The sequence below is a fragment of the Streptomyces sp. NPDC021093 genome, assembly GCF_044333135.1.
In the GTDB taxonomy this organism is placed as follows: Bacteria; Actinomycetota; Actinomycetes; order Streptomycetales; family Streptomycetaceae; genus Streptomyces.
The window spans coordinates 277,776-294,302 of the sequence record NZ_JBIRQJ010000003.1 but is presented as its reverse complement, the minus strand read 5'-3'; the positions used below and the strand labels follow the sequence as shown (position 1 = coordinate 294,302).

17 protein-coding genes and 1 pseudogene are annotated in these 16,527 nt (G+C 70.9%); 9 read left to right on the top strand and 9 right to left on the bottom strand.

All coding sequences use genetic code 11. The annotated features are described in order from the left end of the window. Positions 1 to 6 precede the first annotated feature (6 nt). Positions 7 to 993 (bottom strand): SDR family oxidoreductase, encoded by a 987-nt coding sequence (locus ACH4SP_RS10255; RefSeq protein WP_398412622.1) that lies wholly within the window; start codon positions 991 to 993, stop codon positions 7 to 9. 269 nt (positions 994 to 1,262) lie between these two features. On the opposite strand from ACH4SP_RS10255, the gene ACH4SP_RS10250 reads away from it, so the two are divergent. Continuing rightward, complete coding sequence (locus ACH4SP_RS10250; protein WP_398412620.1) at positions 1,263 to 2,348, top strand: hypothetical protein; 1,086 nt, start codon at positions 1,263 to 1,265, stop codon at positions 2,346 to 2,348. 67 nt (positions 2,349 to 2,415) lie between these two features. On the opposite strand, the gene ACH4SP_RS10245 is transcribed toward ACH4SP_RS10250, so the two are convergent. Then, positions 2,416 to 2,859 (bottom strand): nuclear transport factor 2 family protein, encoded by a 444-nt coding sequence (locus ACH4SP_RS10245; RefSeq protein WP_398412617.1) that lies wholly within the window; start codon positions 2,857 to 2,859, stop codon positions 2,416 to 2,418. Positions 2,860 to 3,499: 640 nt separating this feature from the next. Here ACH4SP_RS10245 and ACH4SP_RS10240 point away from each other — a divergent pair. Then, positions 3,500 to 5,032, top strand: coding sequence for a UDP-N-acetylmuramoyl-L-alanyl-D-glutamate--2,6-diaminopimelate ligase (locus ACH4SP_RS10240; RefSeq protein ID WP_398412615.1), 1,533 nt, complete (start codon positions 3,500 to 3,502; stop codon positions 5,030 to 5,032). 69 nt (positions 5,033 to 5,101) lie between these two features. On the opposite strand, the gene ACH4SP_RS10235 is transcribed toward ACH4SP_RS10240, so the two are convergent. Next, positions 5,102 to 5,512: a RidA family protein gene (locus ACH4SP_RS10235; protein ID WP_398412612.1), complete on the bottom strand. Its 411-nt coding sequence runs from the start codon at positions 5,510 to 5,512 to the stop codon at positions 5,102 to 5,104. 92 nt (positions 5,513 to 5,604) lie between these two features. Here ACH4SP_RS10235 and ACH4SP_RS10230 point away from each other — a divergent pair, with 92 nt between their 5' ends. Together ACH4SP_RS10230 and ACH4SP_RS10225 are read left to right on the top strand one after the other, a co-directional pair. Continuing rightward, positions 5,605 to 5,988 carry a winged helix-turn-helix transcriptional regulator gene (locus ACH4SP_RS10230; protein WP_398412609.1) on the top strand — a complete coding sequence of 128 codons (384 nt, stop codon included), beginning with the start codon at positions 5,605 to 5,607 and terminating at the stop codon, positions 5,986 to 5,988. A gap of 163 nt (positions 5,989 to 6,151) precedes the next feature. Next, positions 6,152 to 6,997 carry a hypothetical protein gene (locus tag ACH4SP_RS10225; RefSeq protein WP_398412606.1) on the top strand — a complete coding sequence of 282 codons (846 nt, stop codon included), beginning with the start codon at positions 6,152 to 6,154 and terminating at the stop codon, positions 6,995 to 6,997. A gap of 53 nt (positions 6,998 to 7,050) precedes the next feature. Here ACH4SP_RS10225 and ACH4SP_RS10220 read toward each other — a convergent pair whose 3' ends face one another. Beyond that, complete coding sequence (locus tag ACH4SP_RS10220) at positions 7,051 to 8,124, bottom strand: right-handed parallel beta-helix repeat-containing protein (protein ID WP_398413518.1); 1,074 nt, start codon at positions 8,122 to 8,124, stop codon at positions 7,051 to 7,053. 331 nt (positions 8,125 to 8,455) lie between these two features. On the opposite strand from ACH4SP_RS10220, the gene ACH4SP_RS10215 reads away from it, so the two are divergent. The 3 genes and pseudogenes from ACH4SP_RS10215 to ACH4SP_RS10205 all read left to right on the top strand — a co-directional run. Next, entirely contained in the window at positions 8,456 to 9,607 is a 1,152-nt protein-coding gene (locus ACH4SP_RS10215) for a Dyp-type peroxidase (RefSeq protein ID WP_398412604.1), read from the top strand. Positions 9,608 to 9,747: 140 nt separating this feature from the next. Continuing rightward, on the top strand, positions 9,748 to 10,542 hold the full coding sequence (locus tag ACH4SP_RS10210) for a L,D-transpeptidase (protein ID WP_398412600.1): 795 nt from the start codon (positions 9,748 to 9,750) through the stop codon (positions 10,540 to 10,542). A 130-nt stretch (positions 10,543 to 10,672) separates the two neighbouring features. After that, positions 10,673 to 11,047, top strand: a pseudogene (locus ACH4SP_RS10205) (trypsin-like serine protease); the annotation flags it as partial. Positions 11,048 to 11,112: 65 nt separating this feature from the next. Here the strand turns inward: ACH4SP_RS10205 and ACH4SP_RS10200 are convergent. Continuing rightward, complete coding sequence (locus tag ACH4SP_RS10200) at positions 11,113 to 11,409, bottom strand: hypothetical protein (protein WP_398412596.1); 297 nt, start codon at positions 11,407 to 11,409, stop codon at positions 11,113 to 11,115. Between the two features lie 356 nt (positions 11,410 to 11,765). On the opposite strand from ACH4SP_RS10200, the gene ACH4SP_RS10195 reads away from it, so the two are divergent. Continuing rightward, positions 11,766 to 12,359 carry a hypothetical protein gene (locus ACH4SP_RS10195; protein WP_398412594.1) on the top strand — a complete coding sequence of 198 codons (594 nt, stop codon included), beginning with the start codon at positions 11,766 to 11,768 and terminating at the stop codon, positions 12,357 to 12,359. A 46-nt stretch (positions 12,360 to 12,405) separates the two neighbouring features. Here ACH4SP_RS10195 and ACH4SP_RS10190 read toward each other — a convergent pair whose 3' ends face one another. The 3 genes from ACH4SP_RS10190 to ACH4SP_RS10180 form a co-directional block, all read right to left on the bottom strand. Further along, positions 12,406 to 12,999: a GNAT family N-acetyltransferase gene (locus tag ACH4SP_RS10190; RefSeq protein WP_398412591.1), complete on the bottom strand. Its 594-nt coding sequence runs from the start codon at positions 12,997 to 12,999 to the stop codon at positions 12,406 to 12,408. Between the two features lie 90 nt (positions 13,000 to 13,089). Continuing rightward, complete coding sequence (locus ACH4SP_RS10185) at positions 13,090 to 13,551, bottom strand: DUF4267 domain-containing protein (protein ID WP_398412587.1); 462 nt, start codon at positions 13,549 to 13,551, stop codon at positions 13,090 to 13,092. 5 nt (positions 13,552 to 13,556) lie between these two features. Continuing rightward, a complete protein-coding gene (locus ACH4SP_RS10180; protein ID WP_398412584.1) occupies positions 13,557 to 14,324 on the bottom strand; it encodes a 2-oxoglutarate/malate transporter in 768 nt (255 codons plus the stop codon). Positions 14,325 to 14,386: 62 nt separating this feature from the next. Between ACH4SP_RS10180 and ACH4SP_RS10175 the strand changes: the two genes are divergently transcribed. Next, on the top strand, positions 14,387 to 15,016 hold the full coding sequence (locus ACH4SP_RS10175; protein WP_398412582.1) for a TetR/AcrR family transcriptional regulator: 630 nt from the start codon (positions 14,387 to 14,389) through the stop codon (positions 15,014 to 15,016). Positions 15,017 to 15,055: 39 nt separating this feature from the next. Here ACH4SP_RS10175 and ACH4SP_RS10170 read toward each other — a convergent pair whose 3' ends face one another. Beyond that, the gene (locus ACH4SP_RS10170; protein ID WP_398413516.1) at positions 15,056 to 16,480 is read right to left on the bottom strand and encodes an MFS transporter; all 1,425 of its coding nucleotides are present in this window, start codon (positions 16,478 to 16,480) and stop codon (positions 15,056 to 15,058) included. Between the last annotated feature and the right edge of the window lie 47 nt (positions 16,481 to 16,527).

The window sequence follows — 16,527 nt, the reverse complement described above, 5'->3', positions numbered from 1 at the left end:
CCGGACCTACGGGAGACCGTCGGGCCGGAACGGGCCCCGGCCCAGTTGCTCGCGCACCGTGACCACCGGCGGGCTCACCACCCCGCGCCGCTGCCAGTTGGCCCCGTCCACGACGAGGGTGTGCCCGGTGATGTACCGGGCGTACGGGGAGGCGAGGAAGGTCGCCGCCCAGCCCAGCTCACGCGGCAGCCCCACCCGCAGGGCGGGCTGCCGCGCCGCCAACCCCGAATACGGACCGACTGAATCCGCATACGGACCAGCTGGAGCCGCTTGCGGACCGACTGAATCCGATGGCGGAACGGCGGATCGCAGGCCCTCGCGGATGTCCGCCGTCATGTCCTCGTGGGGCATCAGCCCCGGGACGAGTCCATTGATCTGGATCCCGTACGGCCCCCACTCCACGGCCAGCGTCTCCACCAGGTTCTTCACCCCCGCCTTGGCCGCCGAGCTGTGTGCGAACCCCGGGCCGCCGGTCCACGCGTACGACGCACCGACGCAGACGATCGACCCCGGCGTGCCCGCCGCCAGGTGGCGGCGCCCGAACTCCCGGGTCATGAACCACGTCCCGGTCAGGGTGATGTCGACGACCGCCCGCCAGGCGTTCGGCGACATGTCCTCGGCCGGTACGGGGAAGTTCGCGGCGGCACTGTTCACGAGTACGTCCGGAGTGCCGTGCGCCGCGAAGACCTCGGCGATCCGCTCCGGGTCCCGGATGTCGCACGTCGCGGTCCGCACCTCGCCGCCCAGCGGCGCCAACTCCGCCTGTGCGCCTGCGAGATGTGCGTCGTCGCGGCTGACCAGCAGCAGGTCGGCGCCGAGCCGGGCGAACTCCGCGGCGATCGCCTTGCCGAGCCCCGTCCCTCCGCCGGTGACGAGTACGGTCCGGCCGTCGTACGTCGCCGGGGGCAGTGCGCTCGCGCCCGGCGAGGGAGGGGCGGGCAACCCGCGCGGCGGGCCGTTCCCGGGATCCGGTGCCTCGGTCGCTTCTGTCATTGCGGCATCCGAGCCCATGCCGCGCGAGAAGGGAAGGGGTGCGGGCACCGGAGCCCGCAGGGGGACCTTCTTCCTGAATTTAATGCAAAGGGCGAGTAACGAGCCGTGCGGAATTCCTCAAAGGAGCGAGCGGTACCAAGGAAATACCCCGGGGACTTTCGGCTCCTCCTTCGCTCTAGGACAAAAAACGGTATGCCCTATTCGATGCAGCATGGAGATGTGAAACACCGAGCGAGGAATTGGCTCCTCGCCGTGCAAGGAGGTCGTCCATGTTGCGCAAGGCATTCACCGCCTCGGCGGTCACCGTTGTCACTGCTGCGGTACTCGCGGTTCCCGCGACCGCGTTCGCCGACGCACCTTCACCTGGCCCGGCCGCCACTTCGTCGACGCAGCAGACCGACGACCAGCAGCAGGCGCAGGTCCCCTCCCAGGTCACCGCCCAGGGCTCGGCACAGGTCTCGGCACAGGTCACCGCCCAGGTCACCGCCCAGCTGTCGTCGCCCGGCGACCCGGCCGGTTTCCGGGCCGGTGAGGTCGTGACCATTGCGGCCACGACCTCGGGCAACGCGTCCGGCGGGGTCACCGCGTCGTCCTCCGCGTTCGGCACGACCCATCTCGCCCCGACCGACGGAACCGGCTCCACCTGGGCCGGTACGGCGACGATCTCCAAGAACGCCGGAATCGGCACCCTGCCGGTGAAGATCGTGGCGGACTACGGCGACACCGGCACCCAGGCCACGGCCAACATCCTGGTCAACACGGTCACCACCCCCGACCCCGACCCCACCCCCGACCCCACTCCCACCCCCGTTCCTCAGCAGGCCTCTCTGGCCCTGTCGACGGACGGCGGGAAGCCCGGGGACCGGGTTCAGGTCACCATCGACGGCGGCGACCTCAAGGGCAGCGCCCGTATCGAGTCCGGCGCGTTCGGCGGCAGCGTCAACCTCACCCCCGAGGAGGGAACTTCGAGCTGGCACGGCACGGCCACCGTCTCGGCGCACACCAAGCCGGGTTACTACCGGGTGGACGGCTACGTCGGAAACCAGAAGGTCGACTCGGTCAAGTTCGGAATCGCCGACGCCGTCATCAACAACCCGCACCACCACAAGCAGCCGCACCGGCACCTCAACACCCACCACAACGTGGCCCCTGTGAACGTCGAAAGCCGCAAGATCCCGAAGGGCGCCGTCAACGCGGGCGCCTCCGACACCACCTCCTCCACCTCCTCCGCCGCCTCGGCCGCCTCCTCCGCCGGCACCGGCCTGGACACCGGACTCATAGCAGGAGCAGCGGGCCTCTCCGCCGCCGTACTGCTCGGAGGTACGGTCCTGTGGCGCCGCCGCCACCAGAGCTAGGGCGCACACCACGGCAGAAGCGGCGTCACGGGATCCGCTGCAGCCTCGCGGTCGGCTCGGCAGCCGCTCACGGGGTCTCCGCCTCGAATGCCCGGGCAACTGCGAGGCTGTCCTCGTAGACGTGGTGCCGGGTGACCAGACCGTTCTCAACGGTGAGATGCAGGGCGAACCGCGCGCGATACGCGCGGCCGGTCGGCCGGGCGGTCTGGCGGATCTCGCCGAGCACGACCGCCTCGTCGCCGTCAACGAGGATGCGCTCGACCTCGGTCGCCACATGTTCCGGGACGTGGTGCTCGGCAAGCTCGCGATAGTGGGCGGCCGCGTCGGCCCGGGTGGACCGGTGACGGATCCACGGCGTGGCGCTGCGGCCGTGCTCGGCCTCCGGCCAGTCCAGCTTCCAGTCGCCCCGCTCCGCGTACAGCTCGGAGATGCGCTCGGGGTCGCCCTCTCCGATCCTGCGCAGCAGTTCCTCGACCACCGTGCGCGTGTGTGCGGGTGCGGTTGTGGGCATGGCGAACGTCTCCCCTCCTGGTCCGCGTCCTGTCGACGTGGACGGATCACCGACCTTGCCTGAGCGGGCCGGCCGGGGCGATTACCTCTGAGGTAGGGCAGGCCCATCACCTCGACCGGCATCGGGAGCAGGGTGTGCCCGTCCCGGTCGGGCGGGTCGAACGGGTCGGGGTTCAGAAGCGATTGGCCCCAGCAACGATCTGGCTGTAGCTTCGGGGCGAGGCGTGAACGATCCAACCGTTTCGAACGCCTCCTCCCACAGCGGCATCAACAGCGGTTGCTCGACGACGAAGTACTCATCCGAGGTCCGCGACCGCCAACCGGTGCAGCACCACCCGTCGACACGGATCGCGCTGCTCGACCCGCTCGGGGCGTGGGGCCGCCCAGCGACCAGCACGCCAGCACGCCGTCCCACCGGTCCGCCTTCCCACCAGCGTCACGGCCGGCGCTCCTCGCACCGGCCCGCCGCGCTTCCCTGCCGTGCGCCGGTTCTCCGCCCGGTCGCGAGCCGCCCTGTTTCCAGCCGCGCGGGGCGTTCCCCGTGCCTGCTCCACGTCACCACAGCAGCTTCCGGCCTCCGCCGGTGCTGCCGCCCGGCTGCGACCGCATTCCCCGGGCCGCGCCACTTCGAAGGGATCATCGTGAAGTTGAGCGAGTTGCTGGCCGGATGGGAACACCGGATTCTCCAGGGCGACCCCGGTACGACCACGATCACCGCGGGCGCGACCTTCGACGTCGACCGGGTCACGCCCGGTTCCCTCTTCATCGCCGTGCCGGGACACCGGGAGGGCGGGCCCGCCTCCGTGGCCGCGGCGCTCGCCCGCGGAGCCGCCGCCGTACTCGTCGAAGAGACGGATCCGGCGCTTCCGGAGACGCTGTGGCCGGCGAGCAGATGCACCGTGCGGGTGCCGGACGCCCGGCGGGCGGCCGCGGTGGTGGCCTCCCGGTACTACGGCGAACCGGGGCACGCGATGGACATGGTGGCGATCACCGGCACCAACGGCAAGACCTCGGTCTCCTACATGGTCGAATCCGTCCTGCGGCTCGCCGCGGCGGCGAAGGTGGGAGTCATCGGGACGGCCGGCAGCCGGATCGGCGACGAGGTGATCCCCATGCCGCCTTCGGTGCTCACCACCCCGGAGTCGCCCGACCTGCAGTACCTGCTGGGGCACATGCGGGACCGCGCGACCGGCAGCGTGGTGCTTGAGGCCACCTCGATGGCTCTGCTGACCCACCGGGTGGACCGTACGTTCGTCGACGTCGGGGTGTTCACCAACCTGACCCAGGACCACCTGGACGACCACGGAACCATGGCCAACTACCGCGATGCCAAACTCCGGCTCTTCCAGGGCCTGTGCCGGCACGCGGTGGTCAACGCCGACGACCCGGTGGGTGCCGGGATCGGAGCGATGATGCCCGGTGCGGTGACCACGTACGCGCTGGACGTACCGGCGGACTACCGGGCGACCGACCTCGTGGTGAGCGCCTCGGGCACCCGGTTCACCCTCCGGCACGCCGGGCACGCGTACCCGGCGTCGATTCCGTTCCCCGGCCGGTACTCGGTGGCCAACGCCCTCGCCGCACTGGCGTCCTGCCACGTCCTGGGCCACGACCTGGACGCCCTCGTCGCCGCGCTCGGCCACATGCCGCCCGTCCCCGGCCGGTTCGAACGCTTCGAGACGCCCGACGGCACTTCCGTGATCGTGGACTACGCCCACTCCCCCGACTCCCTGGACAAGGTCCTGACCACCCTCCGCGGCTACGCACGCGGCCGGGTGATCACGGTCTTCGGCTGCGGCGGCGACCGGGACACCACGAAGCGGGCCGACATGGGGAGGATCGCCGGGACGCACTCCGATCTGTGCGTCCTGACCTCGGACAACCCCCGCAACGAGGACCCGGGGGCCATCCTGGACCAGATCGTCCCCGGCCTGGCCGCGACGGGCACACCGTACGAGCGGATCGCCGACCGGCGCGAAGCGATCGCCTTCGCCCTGTCGGCGGCCGGTCCCCAGGACACCGTCCTCGTCGCGGGCAAGGGCAGCGAACCGCATCAGACGGTCCGCGAGGAACTGATTCCGTTCAGCGACATGGCCACCGTGCGCGAACTCGCCCTGCAGCAGACGGCCGCCCGGTTCCCGGCGGTCCGGCCTGCCGCAGCGGTCAGTTCGTAGACGGGTACCCGCTGCCGGTCCGTTCGTGGACCGGATACCCGCTGCCCGGGGAGCGGCACTTGGACAGGCTCAGGCGGGCAGTCCCGTGTCGACGACGAAGCTGATCTCGACGACCTGGCCGGGGAAGGTCAGTTCGGTGACGCCGAGGACCGTGCTGACCGGCCGGTGGTCGCGGAAGTACGCCAGGTTGCCCGCCGCCGTCGCCGCGGCGTTCCGCCGCAGGTCCACCACGTACAGGGTCTGCGAGACGATCTGGTTCCGGGTGGCGCCGTAGTGGTCCAGGACCCTGTCCGTGTTCGCGTGGGTCTGCCGGAGCTGGGCGGCGAAGTCGTCCGCGTGGCGGAACTCTCCCGCCCCGTCGAGCGAGAGCTGTCCCGAGACGTGGATCAGCCCGTCGGACCTGATGGCCTGTGAGTAGCCGAAGTCGCTCTCCGCGGGTACGTGGAAGTGGAAGGCGTCGCGAGGGGGCACGGTGTTCACCTTTCTGGTGCGCTCTCTTGTGGTTACTCAGGAACCCTAGGAGAGTGGCGGCCAACCTGGAAGAACGCACTTTTCGGTGAGTGAGGAACCTGATGGTGACCAAGCAGCTGCTCAAAGGCCTGCCCGAGGACGCGGACCTGAGGCGCGCGGACTCGCTGGCGCGGGAGATCTTCTCGGACGTCGCCAACAAGTGGGCGTTGCTGATCATCGAGGCGCTCGGCGAGCACACCCTGCGCTTCAGCGAACTGCGGAACGAGGTCGAGGGCATCAGCCACAAGATGCTCACCCAGAACCTGCGCATGCTGGAGCGCAACGGTCTGGTCGACCGGAAGGTGTACCCGACCGTGCCGCCGCGGGTCGAGTACACCCTCACCGGGCCCGGCCGGGCCCTGCGCGCCACGATCGACGGACTGTGCGGCTGGACCCACCAGTACCTCGGTCACATCGAGGACGCGCGCGGTCGCTTCGACGCCTGACGGGTGCGCCCGGTCCGTGTGGCGCGTCCCGCCGCGGCCGTTCGAGTGACCCTGCGCGCGCGCCGTTTCGAGTGCGGAGCGGCAACTTCCGGTGCGGAGCGGCAACGGTGACGATCGCAGACGCGTCGGACCCGTCAGCGCACCAGACCGGAGGAATCACCGTATGCGTGCCCCCACCTCGTTCCTGCCCGCCCGGTCCCTGCACCGCGGCGTGCTCCTCGCGGCCCTCGGGCTCGGTGTGAGCGCCCTCGTCGCCGTCCTCTTCCTCGCTTCAGGACCGGCGGACGATCCGCGGCCGCTCAGCACCGAACAGGCCGAGCAGATGGCGCTCTCCCGGTTCAGCCTGTACGAGAAGAGCCCGCTGGAGGTGGTCGCGCGGGCTCCGATGGGCAGCAGCGCCGTCGAAGTGCGCGCGGTGATCGACTACCGCGCGCAACGCGCCGTCGGCACCTACACGGCGGGCGGCTCGCGCGGACTGATCGCCTGGGACGCCACCGGGCTTGCCGTCGCCGAGGGCACGGCCGGGTCCGCCGCGGACGCGACCGCCGCCGCGGTCCGCCTCGGTTCCCGTGCCTGGTCGCCCCGGGCGTACAGCGGCGACCCGTTGGACGCCGTGCTGCGCGTCGCCATGGGTCTGGGCACCGACCGCCCCGACAATCCGCAGCTGCTCGCCCAGCAGGGCGCCCTGTACCTGGGCCAGGGCGAGTGGAACGGCGCCGCTTACCACCTCTACTCGGGTCCTCGCCCGGCGCCCGCCCGCAAGGCCGCGCACCCCACGGCCCGGGATGCCGGGCGGACCGCCCCTGCCGGGCCGGCCGGGGCGCGCTCACCGCTCACCTACTGGATCAATGAGCAGAGCGGCCTGGGCCGGGTGGAGATCCGCCCGGCCAGTGCCGCGGCTGCGTCCCGGATCGACTTCGGCCCGACCGTGAAGACCAAGGTGCCGGGAGAGCCGTGGGGGAAGGCACCGCGCACGGGCGGGAACGACACGGGCAAGCAGGGGCGTTGAGCGTCGGCTCGCCCGGAAGCGCTGAGCATCCGCGCCGCCAGGGGCGTTGAGCGTCAGCTCGGCAGCGGGAAGTCCTGGAGACGCACCGCGCCGGGCAGCCCCGTGGCCGGTACCGGCGGCGCCCCCGCCGCACCGGGCAGCTGTGCCTGGGCCGGGGGCACCGGTGCCCGCCGGAAGGAGACTCCGGGCGGGGCGTCCGTACGGGCCGCCTGTCCCCTGCCGCCGAGCGCGCGCCCGCCTCCGGCGGGGCACCGGGCGGCTCCGGCCAGTCCGCCGGGGCTGACCCTCAGTTCCACGTTGCCGGCGAAGCAGTTCCCGCCCGCGGTGGCCGCGTTGAGGACGAGGTCGACCCCGTTGCCGCGGACGCGGTTGCCGCGCACCGTGTTGTCGCGCACCGGGTAGCCCTGGAGGTCCTGGAGCAGGAAGCCGGCGGCCCGGTTGCCGGTCACCAGGTTGCGTTCGAAGGTGTTGCGCAGGGCTCCGCCGACACCGACGCCGATCCCGAAACCGCCGTCGGCCTGTTCGGGCCCCGCGGCGTCGTTGTTGTCGGTGATCCGGTTGCCCACGGCCACCGCCGCGTGCTGCGGGCCCAGCGCCTCAAGGTCATTGGAATTGACCGTCATGCCCACCCGGTTGCGGTGCATGGTGTTTCCCAGGAAATAGAGGTTCTCCGACGCGTTGGTGACTTCCACGCCCACCGCGTTGTGCTCGGTGTTGTTGTGGCGGACGACTGTGGAGCAGGGGCGGCACTGTCCGACGTAGATACCGGAATCCGCATGGCCCGATGCGTACGAGTGCTCGATGACGCCTTCTTGGGCGTCGAACGCGTAGATTCCGTACAGGGCGTTGTTGTGGGCGGTCACGTAGGAGGCCCGAAAGCCCTTCAGGGGCGGGAACTTGGCGGTGTCGAGCGGGCTGTAGCCCGCGCCGCCCGCCCCGCGGGCCTGCAGCTGGGTGTCCGTGACGCCGGTGAACAGCACCCCGTTGACCAGGTGGTTGCGGACCGTGAGGTTCTCCACCACGGACTGCGCACCGGTCACCGTGATGCCGTTCCCGCGGCGGAACTCCCCGTCGACGACCACCTTGTTGCGGTCGGTGCCGCGCAGGACGACCCGGTCGGTCTTCATCACCACGCTTTCGCGATATACACCCGAAGAGACCAGTACCAGGTCACCCGGGCGAGCGGAATCGACTGCCTCCTGAATTGACGGGGCGTTCTGCGGAACGCGAATGACGGAGTGGCCGTCGGAGCCCGGTGCGGGACGGACGGAAGAGTTCTCCGCGCACGCCACGGCCCCTGCCAGCAGGGCGATGAGTACGGAGATCCGCCCGACGGCGGTATGAATTCGGCGGAGCCGAAGGGGTGTTGCTGAAATGTGCATGCGTGCAGGTGTACCGTCCTTCGCGGATGTCCTCTTTGGCCATCACTCTCTTTCCCTCCTGCAGCAGCGGAATTCCATGTCATCGTTTTCGTACGAACGCGGCCCGGCCAGGCGTGCCTTGCTCAAGGGAACGCTCACGGGAACCGCGGCCGCTTTCGTCACCGGATGTTCCGCCGAGGAACAGCACGCCCCGGCAGGCGCCACTGCCGACCGGGCCGTCCCGCAGCGGCGGCAGCCCGGCGTCACCGACCCCCAGCAGCCTCACGTCAACGTGCTGGCCTTCGACCTGGCTCCCGGCCGGCGTGGCCCGGCAGGCGCCCGCCTGCTGCAGCAGGTCCTCGCCGCCTGGACGTCCCGGAGCCGGGGCGGCACGCCGTCCGCCAGTGCGGCGCACCCGGCCGCGGGGCGGCCCGACCCGGTGACGGTGACCGTCGGCATCGGCCCCCGGCTGCCCGGCCTCCTCGGTCTGCGTCCACCCGCCCTCCTCCGGGAGCTGCCGTCCTTCCCCGGGGACCGGCTGCGGCCTGAGCAGGGCGGCGGCGACCTCCTGGTGCAGATCTGCGGCGCCGGGCCCGCGGCGGTGGCCGAGACCGCGCGGGCACTCGCCCGCCTCGCGGACGGCACCCTGCGCACCCGGTGGGAGCAGCGCGGACACCTCCCCCCGCACGCGCCGGGAGAGACGCCGCGCAACCTCTTCGGGTTCAAGGACGGCACGATCAACCCGACCCCGGCGGAGGCCGAGCGATGGGTGTGGGTGGGCGGTGGGCCGGACGAGCACGGCACCTACCTGGTGGCGCGCCGCATCCACATGGACACGGCCGCGTTCGACGTGCTTCCGACCCGCCGTCAGGAAGCCGTCCTCGGCCGTACCAGGGCGGAAGGCGCCCCCCTCGGACACCGGGAGGAGCACCGGGAGGTCGACCTCTTCGAGAAGACCCCGGAGGGCCGCTACATCCTGCCCGTCGACGCCCACGTGCGCCAGGCCCACTCCCGGCTCGACCAGGGTGCGCGCATGCTGCGCCGCGGCTACACCTACGACAACGGGCCGCAGGACCGCGGGCTGCTCTTCCTCGCCTGCATGAATGATCCGCACCTGTTCGTACGGGTGCAGGAGCGGCTCGCGGTGAAGGACGCGCTCTCCCGCTTCATCGAGCACCGGGCCTCCGCGCTGGCCTACGTCCTGCCCGGTCCCGGGGCGACGGGAAACCTCGGCGACACGCTGTTCTAGGACCGGGGTGTGCGGCGGCGTCCGACCCGGCTCCCCTCACGCTGGTGGCCCCTCCCGGATGGCAGTCCCCGTCCGGACCGGGTAGCTCTGGATCACCTGCACAGGCGGCCCCGGCCGCCCCCAGCCTCGGGAGAACGTCCATGCCTGGTTGGCCGCCGCTGCGTTGGACCACGGGCACCGCCCTGGTCCTGGCCTGTTCCCTGTCCACCGCCGTGCTCCCGGCCGCGGCCCAAGCCGCGCCCGCCGCGCCGCCCGACCCCGCCTGCAAGGCGACGACCGGCGCGTACCAGTGGCAGTTGGAGAAGAAGCTGAAGCTCCCCGAGGACGGCCGGATGTCCTCGGACGACTGCGTCGCCCTGAAGAAGCTCCAGACCCGGCTGAAGATCACGCCGGTCAACGGGGCCGCCGACATCAAGACGTACCGGCTGCTGCTCATCGACGAGGTGAAGAAGAACCCCAACGCGAACAAGCGCTGCCCGGCGCCCAACTACCGGCTGACGTGCATCGACCTGTCCCGGCAGATTCTGTGGGTGCAGAAGGGCAAGAAGGTCATGTTCTCGCCCATCCCCATCCGCACCGGCCGCAAGGGGCTGGAGACCCGCACCGGCTGGCAGCGGATCTACCGCAAGAACCGGACGTTCTTCTCCACGATCTACGACGGCGCCCCGATGCCGTACTCGCAGTTCTTCAACGGGGGCCAGGCCCTGCACGGCACGTACCACGACCTCTTCTCTTCGGGGTCCGGCGGCTGCATCAACATGTACCTCAAGGACGCCGAGCGGCTGTACAAGTACCTCAAGGTGGGTGCCAGGCTCTACATCTTCGGCCGCAAGCCCACCCGCGCCGTACAGACGTCCGAGGCCCACGACGACCAGCTGATCGCCGAGGCGTTCGGCGCGCAGGGAATCCCGGAGGCCGGCCCGCCGGGACGGTGATCCCCGGCGGCGGGGCGGCCGCTGCACGAGGACGGGGCGTGGGAACGGTTCTCTCAGGGAAGGCCACCGTGATCGGTACGCCCGGGTCCCGCTGAGAGGAGCTGTTCCGGATCGTACGAGGAAGGGCAGCACGGTCCGTCCGGTGCCCGGGACACGCGCGAGGAGCGCGCACGCCGACATGATGCTCGTCAAGGTCCCGCCGATGAAGGTCCGTACGGTGCGCCTGGCCACCGCCGGTGTCCAGCCCGGCCAGGCAGTGCGTCAGTACGGGTGGGGCGCCACCTGCACCGAGGACGAGAACGCCTGCCAGTCCCCCGTGCTCAAGCAGGCGGATCTGCGGGCCGTACGGCCGGACGACCCGCGGTGCGCCGGTCGCACCGCGCCGGGCCGCTCGGACTTCTGCAGGGAGACGGTGTCCGGGATTCCCGCGGGCGGCCATTCAGGAGGCCCGGTGACGGGCATCTCCCGGCAACTCGCCTGGATCCACTCGGTCGTCCGGCGGTAGGGGGTCCGGACACGCGGCGCCCCGCTGGTGGCGAGGCGCCAGTGACATCGGTGGATCCAGTGGGCTCAGAGGATGAAGACGCTCTGGGCTGTCTCCGTGTGGTACGTCTCGCCGGGGTAGACCAGCCACTCGACCTGGCCCGTGCAGTTCGGTCCGGAGTGGACCTCGGCGATGGCGTCGGTGTTGTTGGTCACCGAGGACGGGAACCAGTCGACGGCGTAGCAGCCGCTCGGGTTCTCGTGTGCAGTGCCGTTGACGACCAGGACGCCTTCCGCCGCGTACGCCGATCCCGGCACCGCGACCGTCATGGTGGCGGCGGCCGCCAGAGCCCCCAGGGCCATGGCCATGCGTCGTCGCATCATGTGCAGATCCCCTCATACGGAGCGGGCCGCACCTGCCGCGACCCGCAGAAGTCACTTACCGTATCGAACTGGGCGCTCTGTGTATTCGGCGTGCGGAGGCGGCTTCCTCCATCGGAGTGCGCCGCCTGGCTTCCGCTGTGACCGAACCCGGGTTTGCGTCGCGGAAGAGCGCCGACCGGCGCGGGGGGAATCTCTGATGGATCGTCAAGACCGGCTTCGGCGGTCATTCGTTTGGCCTGCCACCTCATGCGCCGTCACCGCTTACGTGTGACGTTCTCTCCTGACGACAGAGCAGACCGAGTGTGCCCGGGCGGCCCCGCCACGGGTGCAGCGCCCGCACACGGACGGAGCACGCCATGCCTCAGAAACCGGCCAGGACAGTCGCGAAACTGACCGCGACCCTGGGTACCCTGACCGCCTTTGTGATCGCCGCGGCCGGGCCCGCCGCAGCCGCCACCGTCACGGAATCCCGGCACTCCCATCCCGTCGCAGGCACGTCCGTCGCCATGGAACGGCTCCTGGAGAACCCTGCCGGGGCAACGGAGGACGAGATCCTCGCCCTCATCAAGGCCGAGTCCGAGACCCTCTACACCAAACTCGTCGAGCTCCGGAACCTCCTGAAGGAGAAGGTCGACAAGCTGACCCCGGACGCCAAAACCTTCGTCACCGGAGTGATCGAGAAGATCAAGACTCTCCAGCCCAGGACGGGCGAGAAGCCCAACCTGGCGGAAGTCCGCAGGGCGGCCAACGAAATCATCGAGCAGTACAAGGCGCTCAGCGAGGAAGCGAAGGAGAGCCTCCGGGAGAACTTCCCCAAGCTGACCTCGAACATCAGACAGCTGCGGACACTCTCGGCGGTCCTCACCCAGCTGGAGAACTTCCTGAAGATCGCGCAGATCCTGCAGCCGCTGTTCAACACCCAGCAGCCCCGGGCACTCCCCGCGCCGTGACGACGGCCGACGGCGAGCCCCGGCTCGCCGTCGGTCCCGGTGACGGCTACTTCGGCTCGCGCCACATCCCCCACAGTGCGGGGCCGCCGTCAGGCAGCGTGAACTCCTCGCGCATGGTGAAGCCGAAGTGCTCGTAGACGGGCAGGTTGGAGGGCTTGGAGGACTCCAGGTAGACGGGCTGCCCCGCCGCGTCGGCCTGGGCCAGCCCCGAGCGCAGCAGTGCCGCTCCGTGGCCCTGGCCGCGGGCCTCAGGGTCGGCGCCGATGAGCGACAGCGACCAGTGCGGTTCCTGCGGGGTGTGCCCGGCGGCCGTCTCGACGGCGTTCCCGAACTGCTCGGCCCGGTCGCCGAGTATGTTCTGGAGTTCCAGGATCGTGTCCGCGTCGGGCACGGCCTTGGCCTGGGCCTCCGCCGGCACCCAGAAGGCCGCCGCGGCCGCGGTGCGTTCGCAGACGCCGTGGTGGACGTACTGCCGGGTGAACAGGGTGCTGAAGTAGCGGGCGAGCGCCGCTTCGCGGGTGGCTTCGTCGGTGAAGAACCAGCGCATCATCGGGTCGTCGACGAAGGCGCGGCTCAGGGTACGGCTGATCAGCGGTGCGTCGTCGGCCGTTGCCGTCTGAGGAGTGATCGATTTCGGCATGAGGATCATTCTGCACACCGCTGATCTGCGACGACGCAGAGGGTCCCGGTGATGCGGCCAAGGGTGCCCATGGCCCGGGGAGTTGGGGCGTCATGCGGACGGTGAGGGGTGCGGCTGCGGTGTCGCGCGGCTGCCGCCCTCGGTGAGCAGCAGGACGGCGCAGAGTACGACGAGGGCGGCCGCCGACATGTGCACGCCCAGCGCCGTGCCGAAGGTGCCGCCGTGGGTGATGACCGTGAGGGCGTCTCCGAGCGGGACGACGGCGTCGACGAGGAGCACCCAGCCGAGGGCGCGTCGCTGCCCCAGCGCCAGCAGCAGGAACACGGTGGACGCCACGGCGACGTCGCGTACGCCCTTGACGGCGAAGTAGCCGTCGGCGTTCCCCTGCGGCCAGGGGGCGATCCCGAACCCCTGGGGTGCGCCGCCGGGGTTCAGCAGGAAGTTGAGCCCGAAGAGCAGGACCGCCGCAGCGCTCAGTACGGCAAGCGCGGTGGTGAGGCGACGCCTCGCCCTGGATCCGGTCACGGGCGTCACGGCTGTCATGGGCGTCATGGGCGTCACCGGCGGACCTCCGGGCGGGAGGCCTCCCCGTTCTGCCGGATCAGGGTGATTCCGTACGCGACGATCCAGACGACCCAGATCAGCCAGCCGGCGAGGCCGAGGAGAGCGAGGGCTCCGTCGTCGTCGACGACCCAGTGGGCGAGGGTGGCCGAGCTGAACTGCAGTACGGCGGCGAGCAGTCCCAGGGTGCCGTGCCACGGCCGGATCAGACCGGCACGCAGTCCTCCGACGGACAGACCGACGAGAGCGAGCGCCAGGAACGTCCCGTTGAGGGTGAACACCGCGTCGTGCAGCGCCCACAGTCCCACGGTCGCGGAGGGGTCGTGCGGGGCCGTCGAGGTCAGCGCGAGACGGGTGGCGACGACTCCGGCGAAGGTGACGTTCTGCAGGACCAGGCCGGCGAGACCGAGGAGCGACCACGCGTCGCCGCGGTCGCGCTCGGACCGCCGCAGTGCGACGAGCGCGCCGGCGCCGAACAGGGTGGCCAGGATCCAGCCGCCGGGGGCGAGGGCGGAGCCGATGCCGACGGCGGTGCCCTGCGTGGCGAAGAACGCGGTGACTTCACCGGGCCCCGCGCCTGTCAGGGGCAGACCGGCGGGCACCATGATCGCGTTGCTGAGGGTGATCATGGCGGCGAAGCCCAGGGCGGCCATGCCACCGATCCGGGAGAAGCCGGGACTGAAGGTGCTGGGGCCGGAGAAACCGGGGCCGGAGAAACCGGGATCGGAGGAAGCGGGGGCTGTTAACTTGAGGTGATGGGTCATGTATTCATTATATGAGGCGTAAAGCCAAAGAGGGCAAGACCTCGCACCAGAGAGGGCAGGACATGAAACCGGAGCAGGACCGACGCCGCTACGACTCGCTGCGCCGCACCACGCAGGCGCGGGAGACCCGGGCCGAGATCGCCCGCGCCGCGCGCCGGCTCTTCGCCTCCCGGGGGTGGGCGGACACGACCGTGCGCGAGGTGGCGCGCGAAGCGGGAGTCTCCGTGCCCACGGTGTACGCGACGTACGGAAACAAGACCGGTCTGATCCAGGCGGTGGCCGATGCCGCCGACCTGTCCGCCGACGCGCCCCGGATGCTCACGGAGCTGGAGACCGCGGCGGCGGACCCCGCGGGTCAGCTCGCGGCGATGGCAGGCTACGACCGGCGGCTGTTCGAGCGCGCGGGCGACGTCATCCTGCTGATGCGTGAAGCCGGTCGCACCGAACCCGAACTCGCCACGGCCTACCGCGGCGGCCGCGAGCGGGGCGACGAGACCCGGGTCCAGGTCTTCTCCTCCTGGCCGGCCGGCACCCTCCGCCACGACCTGGACCTGCGGTCCGCCGTCGATGTCTACGCCGCCGTCTGCAACATCGACGTCTACACCACGCTCACCGGTGAACGCGGCTGGCAGCCCGCTCGTATCGAGCAGTGGTGGGGACAGGCCCTGGTCCGCGAGCTTCTGGCGCAGTAGGACGCGGATCAGGGCCCGCGGGCCCGCACCGAGTACCGGCTACGGCGTGCGGGAAGGAGCCGCCGCCTCCTTGCCCTCCGGTGCGAGGGGGCGTGTGCGGGTCGCGCGCGGCAGCAGTGCCAGGACCAGCACCGACGCCACCGCCAGCAGGCCCGCGGCGAACTGGAACGCGGTGCCGTAGCCGTCGGAGGCCGTCGTTCCCGCTCCGGTCGCCAGCGGCACCAGCACGGCGAGGCCCAGCGAACCCCCGATCTGGCGGCTGGTGTTGAGCAGGCCGGAAGCCATTCCGGCCTCTTGCGCCGCGACGCCCGAGGTGGCCGCCGTACCGAGCGGGACGAAGCAGGCGCCGATGCCGAGGCTGGTCACCAGCGAGGGGCCGACGATCGCGCTGAGCAGTCCCGCCTGCGCCCACACCGCGAGCCCGAACCAGACGAATCCGGCCGCGCCGACCAGTCCGCCCACCACCAGCACCGGTCCCGGCCCGAAGCGGCCGACCGCGCGCGGCGCGAGCACCGAACCGGCGACGACTCCCGCGCAGAACGGCAGGAAGGCGGCCCCGGCGGCAGTCGGTCCGTACCCCAGCTCCTGCTGCATATAGAGGGACGCGAAGTAGAAGGCGGCGAACTGGCCGCAGGACATCAGCAGCGCGAAGCTGTTGGCCGCCAGCACCGGGCGGCCGCTCAACAGACCGATGCGCAACAGGGGTTGACGTACCCTCAGCTCGACCAGCACGAACGCGGTGAGCAGTACGGCGGCCGCGGCGAGCGTGCCGAGGGTGGTCACGGAGCCCCAGGCGTGAGTCTCGGTGCGTACGAGGCCGAGGACCAGCAGCGTCATGCCGCCGGTGACCAGGAGTGCGCCGGTCACGTCCGGACGCTCGGCCTGTTCCGTACGACGGTCGGCGGGCACACCGCGTCCGGTCACGGCCAGGACCGCCAGTACGACGGGCACGTTGACCAGCATCACGGCCCGCCAGCCGGCCAGGTCGGTGAGCAGTCCGCCCGCCAGCACGCCGATCGCGCCGCCTGCCGCGCCTGCCATCCCCCACAGTCCGAGCGCCCGAGAACGCTCCTTCCCCGCAGGGAAGTTGACGGTGATGAGGGTCAACGCGACCGGCGCCAGGGCGGCCGCGCCCACGCCCTGTACGGCGCGCGCCGCGATCAGTGCGCCGGGGCTGGAGACCAGCCCGCCGACGAGGCTCGCCGTTCCGAACAGGACGAACCCGACGACGAGGATCCGGCGGTGGCCGACCAGGTCCGCGATGCGGCCGCCCAGCATCAGCAGTCCGCCGAAGGCCAGCGCGTAGGCGTTGACCACCCACGGCAGACCCTCCGGCGTGAAGCCGAGATCGTCGCGGATGGCAGGGAGGGCGATATTGACGACGGACATGTCGAGAGAGACCAGGAACTGGACGGTGAGCAGGACGGGAAGTAACCAACGCCCTTGCGAAGGAGCTGAGTTCATCATGGCTCGCACATTACTATACGCGTATAGAAATGCGCCGGGGGAGA

Excerpts from the sequence above, each read along its gene's own strand:
- ACH4SP_RS10170 (WP_398413516.1), bottom strand. The coding sequence starts at position 16,480 with ATGAACTCAGCTCCTTCGCAAGGGCGTTGGTTACTTCCCGTCCTGCTC.
- ACH4SP_RS10215 (WP_398412604.1), top strand. The coding sequence starts at position 8,456 with ATGTCATCGTTTTCGTACGAACGCGGCCCGGCCAGGCGTGCCTTGCTC.
- ACH4SP_RS10195 (WP_398412594.1), top strand. The coding sequence starts at position 11,766 with ATGCCTCAGAAACCGGCCAGGACAGTCGCGAAACTGACCGCGACCCTG.
- ACH4SP_RS10245 (WP_398412617.1), bottom strand. The coding sequence starts at position 2,859 with ATGCCCACAACCGCACCCGCACACACGCGCACGGTGGTCGAGGAACTG.
- ACH4SP_RS10230 (WP_398412609.1), top strand. The coding sequence starts at position 5,605 with ATGGTGACCAAGCAGCTGCTCAAAGGCCTGCCCGAGGACGCGGACCTG.
- ACH4SP_RS10225 (WP_398412606.1), top strand. The coding sequence starts at position 6,152 with ATGCGTGCCCCCACCTCGTTCCTGCCCGCCCGGTCCCTGCACCGCGGC.
- ACH4SP_RS10175 (WP_398412582.1), top strand. The coding sequence starts at position 14,387 with ATGAAACCGGAGCAGGACCGACGCCGCTACGACTCGCTGCGCCGCACC.
- ACH4SP_RS10255 (WP_398412622.1), bottom strand. The coding sequence starts at position 993 with ATGACAGAAGCGACCGAGGCACCGGATCCCGGGAACGGCCCGCCGCGC.
- ACH4SP_RS10190 (WP_398412591.1), bottom strand. The coding sequence starts at position 12,999 with ATGCCGAAATCGATCACTCCTCAGACGGCAACGGCCGACGACGCACCG.
- ACH4SP_RS10210 (WP_398412600.1), top strand. The coding sequence starts at position 9,748 with ATGCCTGGTTGGCCGCCGCTGCGTTGGACCACGGGCACCGCCCTGGTC.
- ACH4SP_RS10250 (WP_398412620.1), top strand. The coding sequence starts at position 1,263 with ATGTTGCGCAAGGCATTCACCGCCTCGGCGGTCACCGTTGTCACTGCT.
- ACH4SP_RS10180 (WP_398412584.1), bottom strand. The coding sequence starts at position 14,324 with ATGACCCATCACCTCAAGTTAACAGCCCCCGCTTCCTCCGATCCCGGT.
- ACH4SP_RS10220 (WP_398413518.1), bottom strand. The coding sequence starts at position 8,124 with ATGAAGACCGACCGGGTCGTCCTGCGCGGCACCGACCGCAACAAGGTG.
- ACH4SP_RS10185 (WP_398412587.1), bottom strand. The coding sequence starts at position 13,551 with ATGACGCCCATGACAGCCGTGACGCCCGTGACCGGATCCAGGGCGAGG.
- ACH4SP_RS10200 (WP_398412596.1), bottom strand. The coding sequence starts at position 11,409 with ATGATGCGACGACGCATGGCCATGGCCCTGGGGGCTCTGGCGGCCGCC.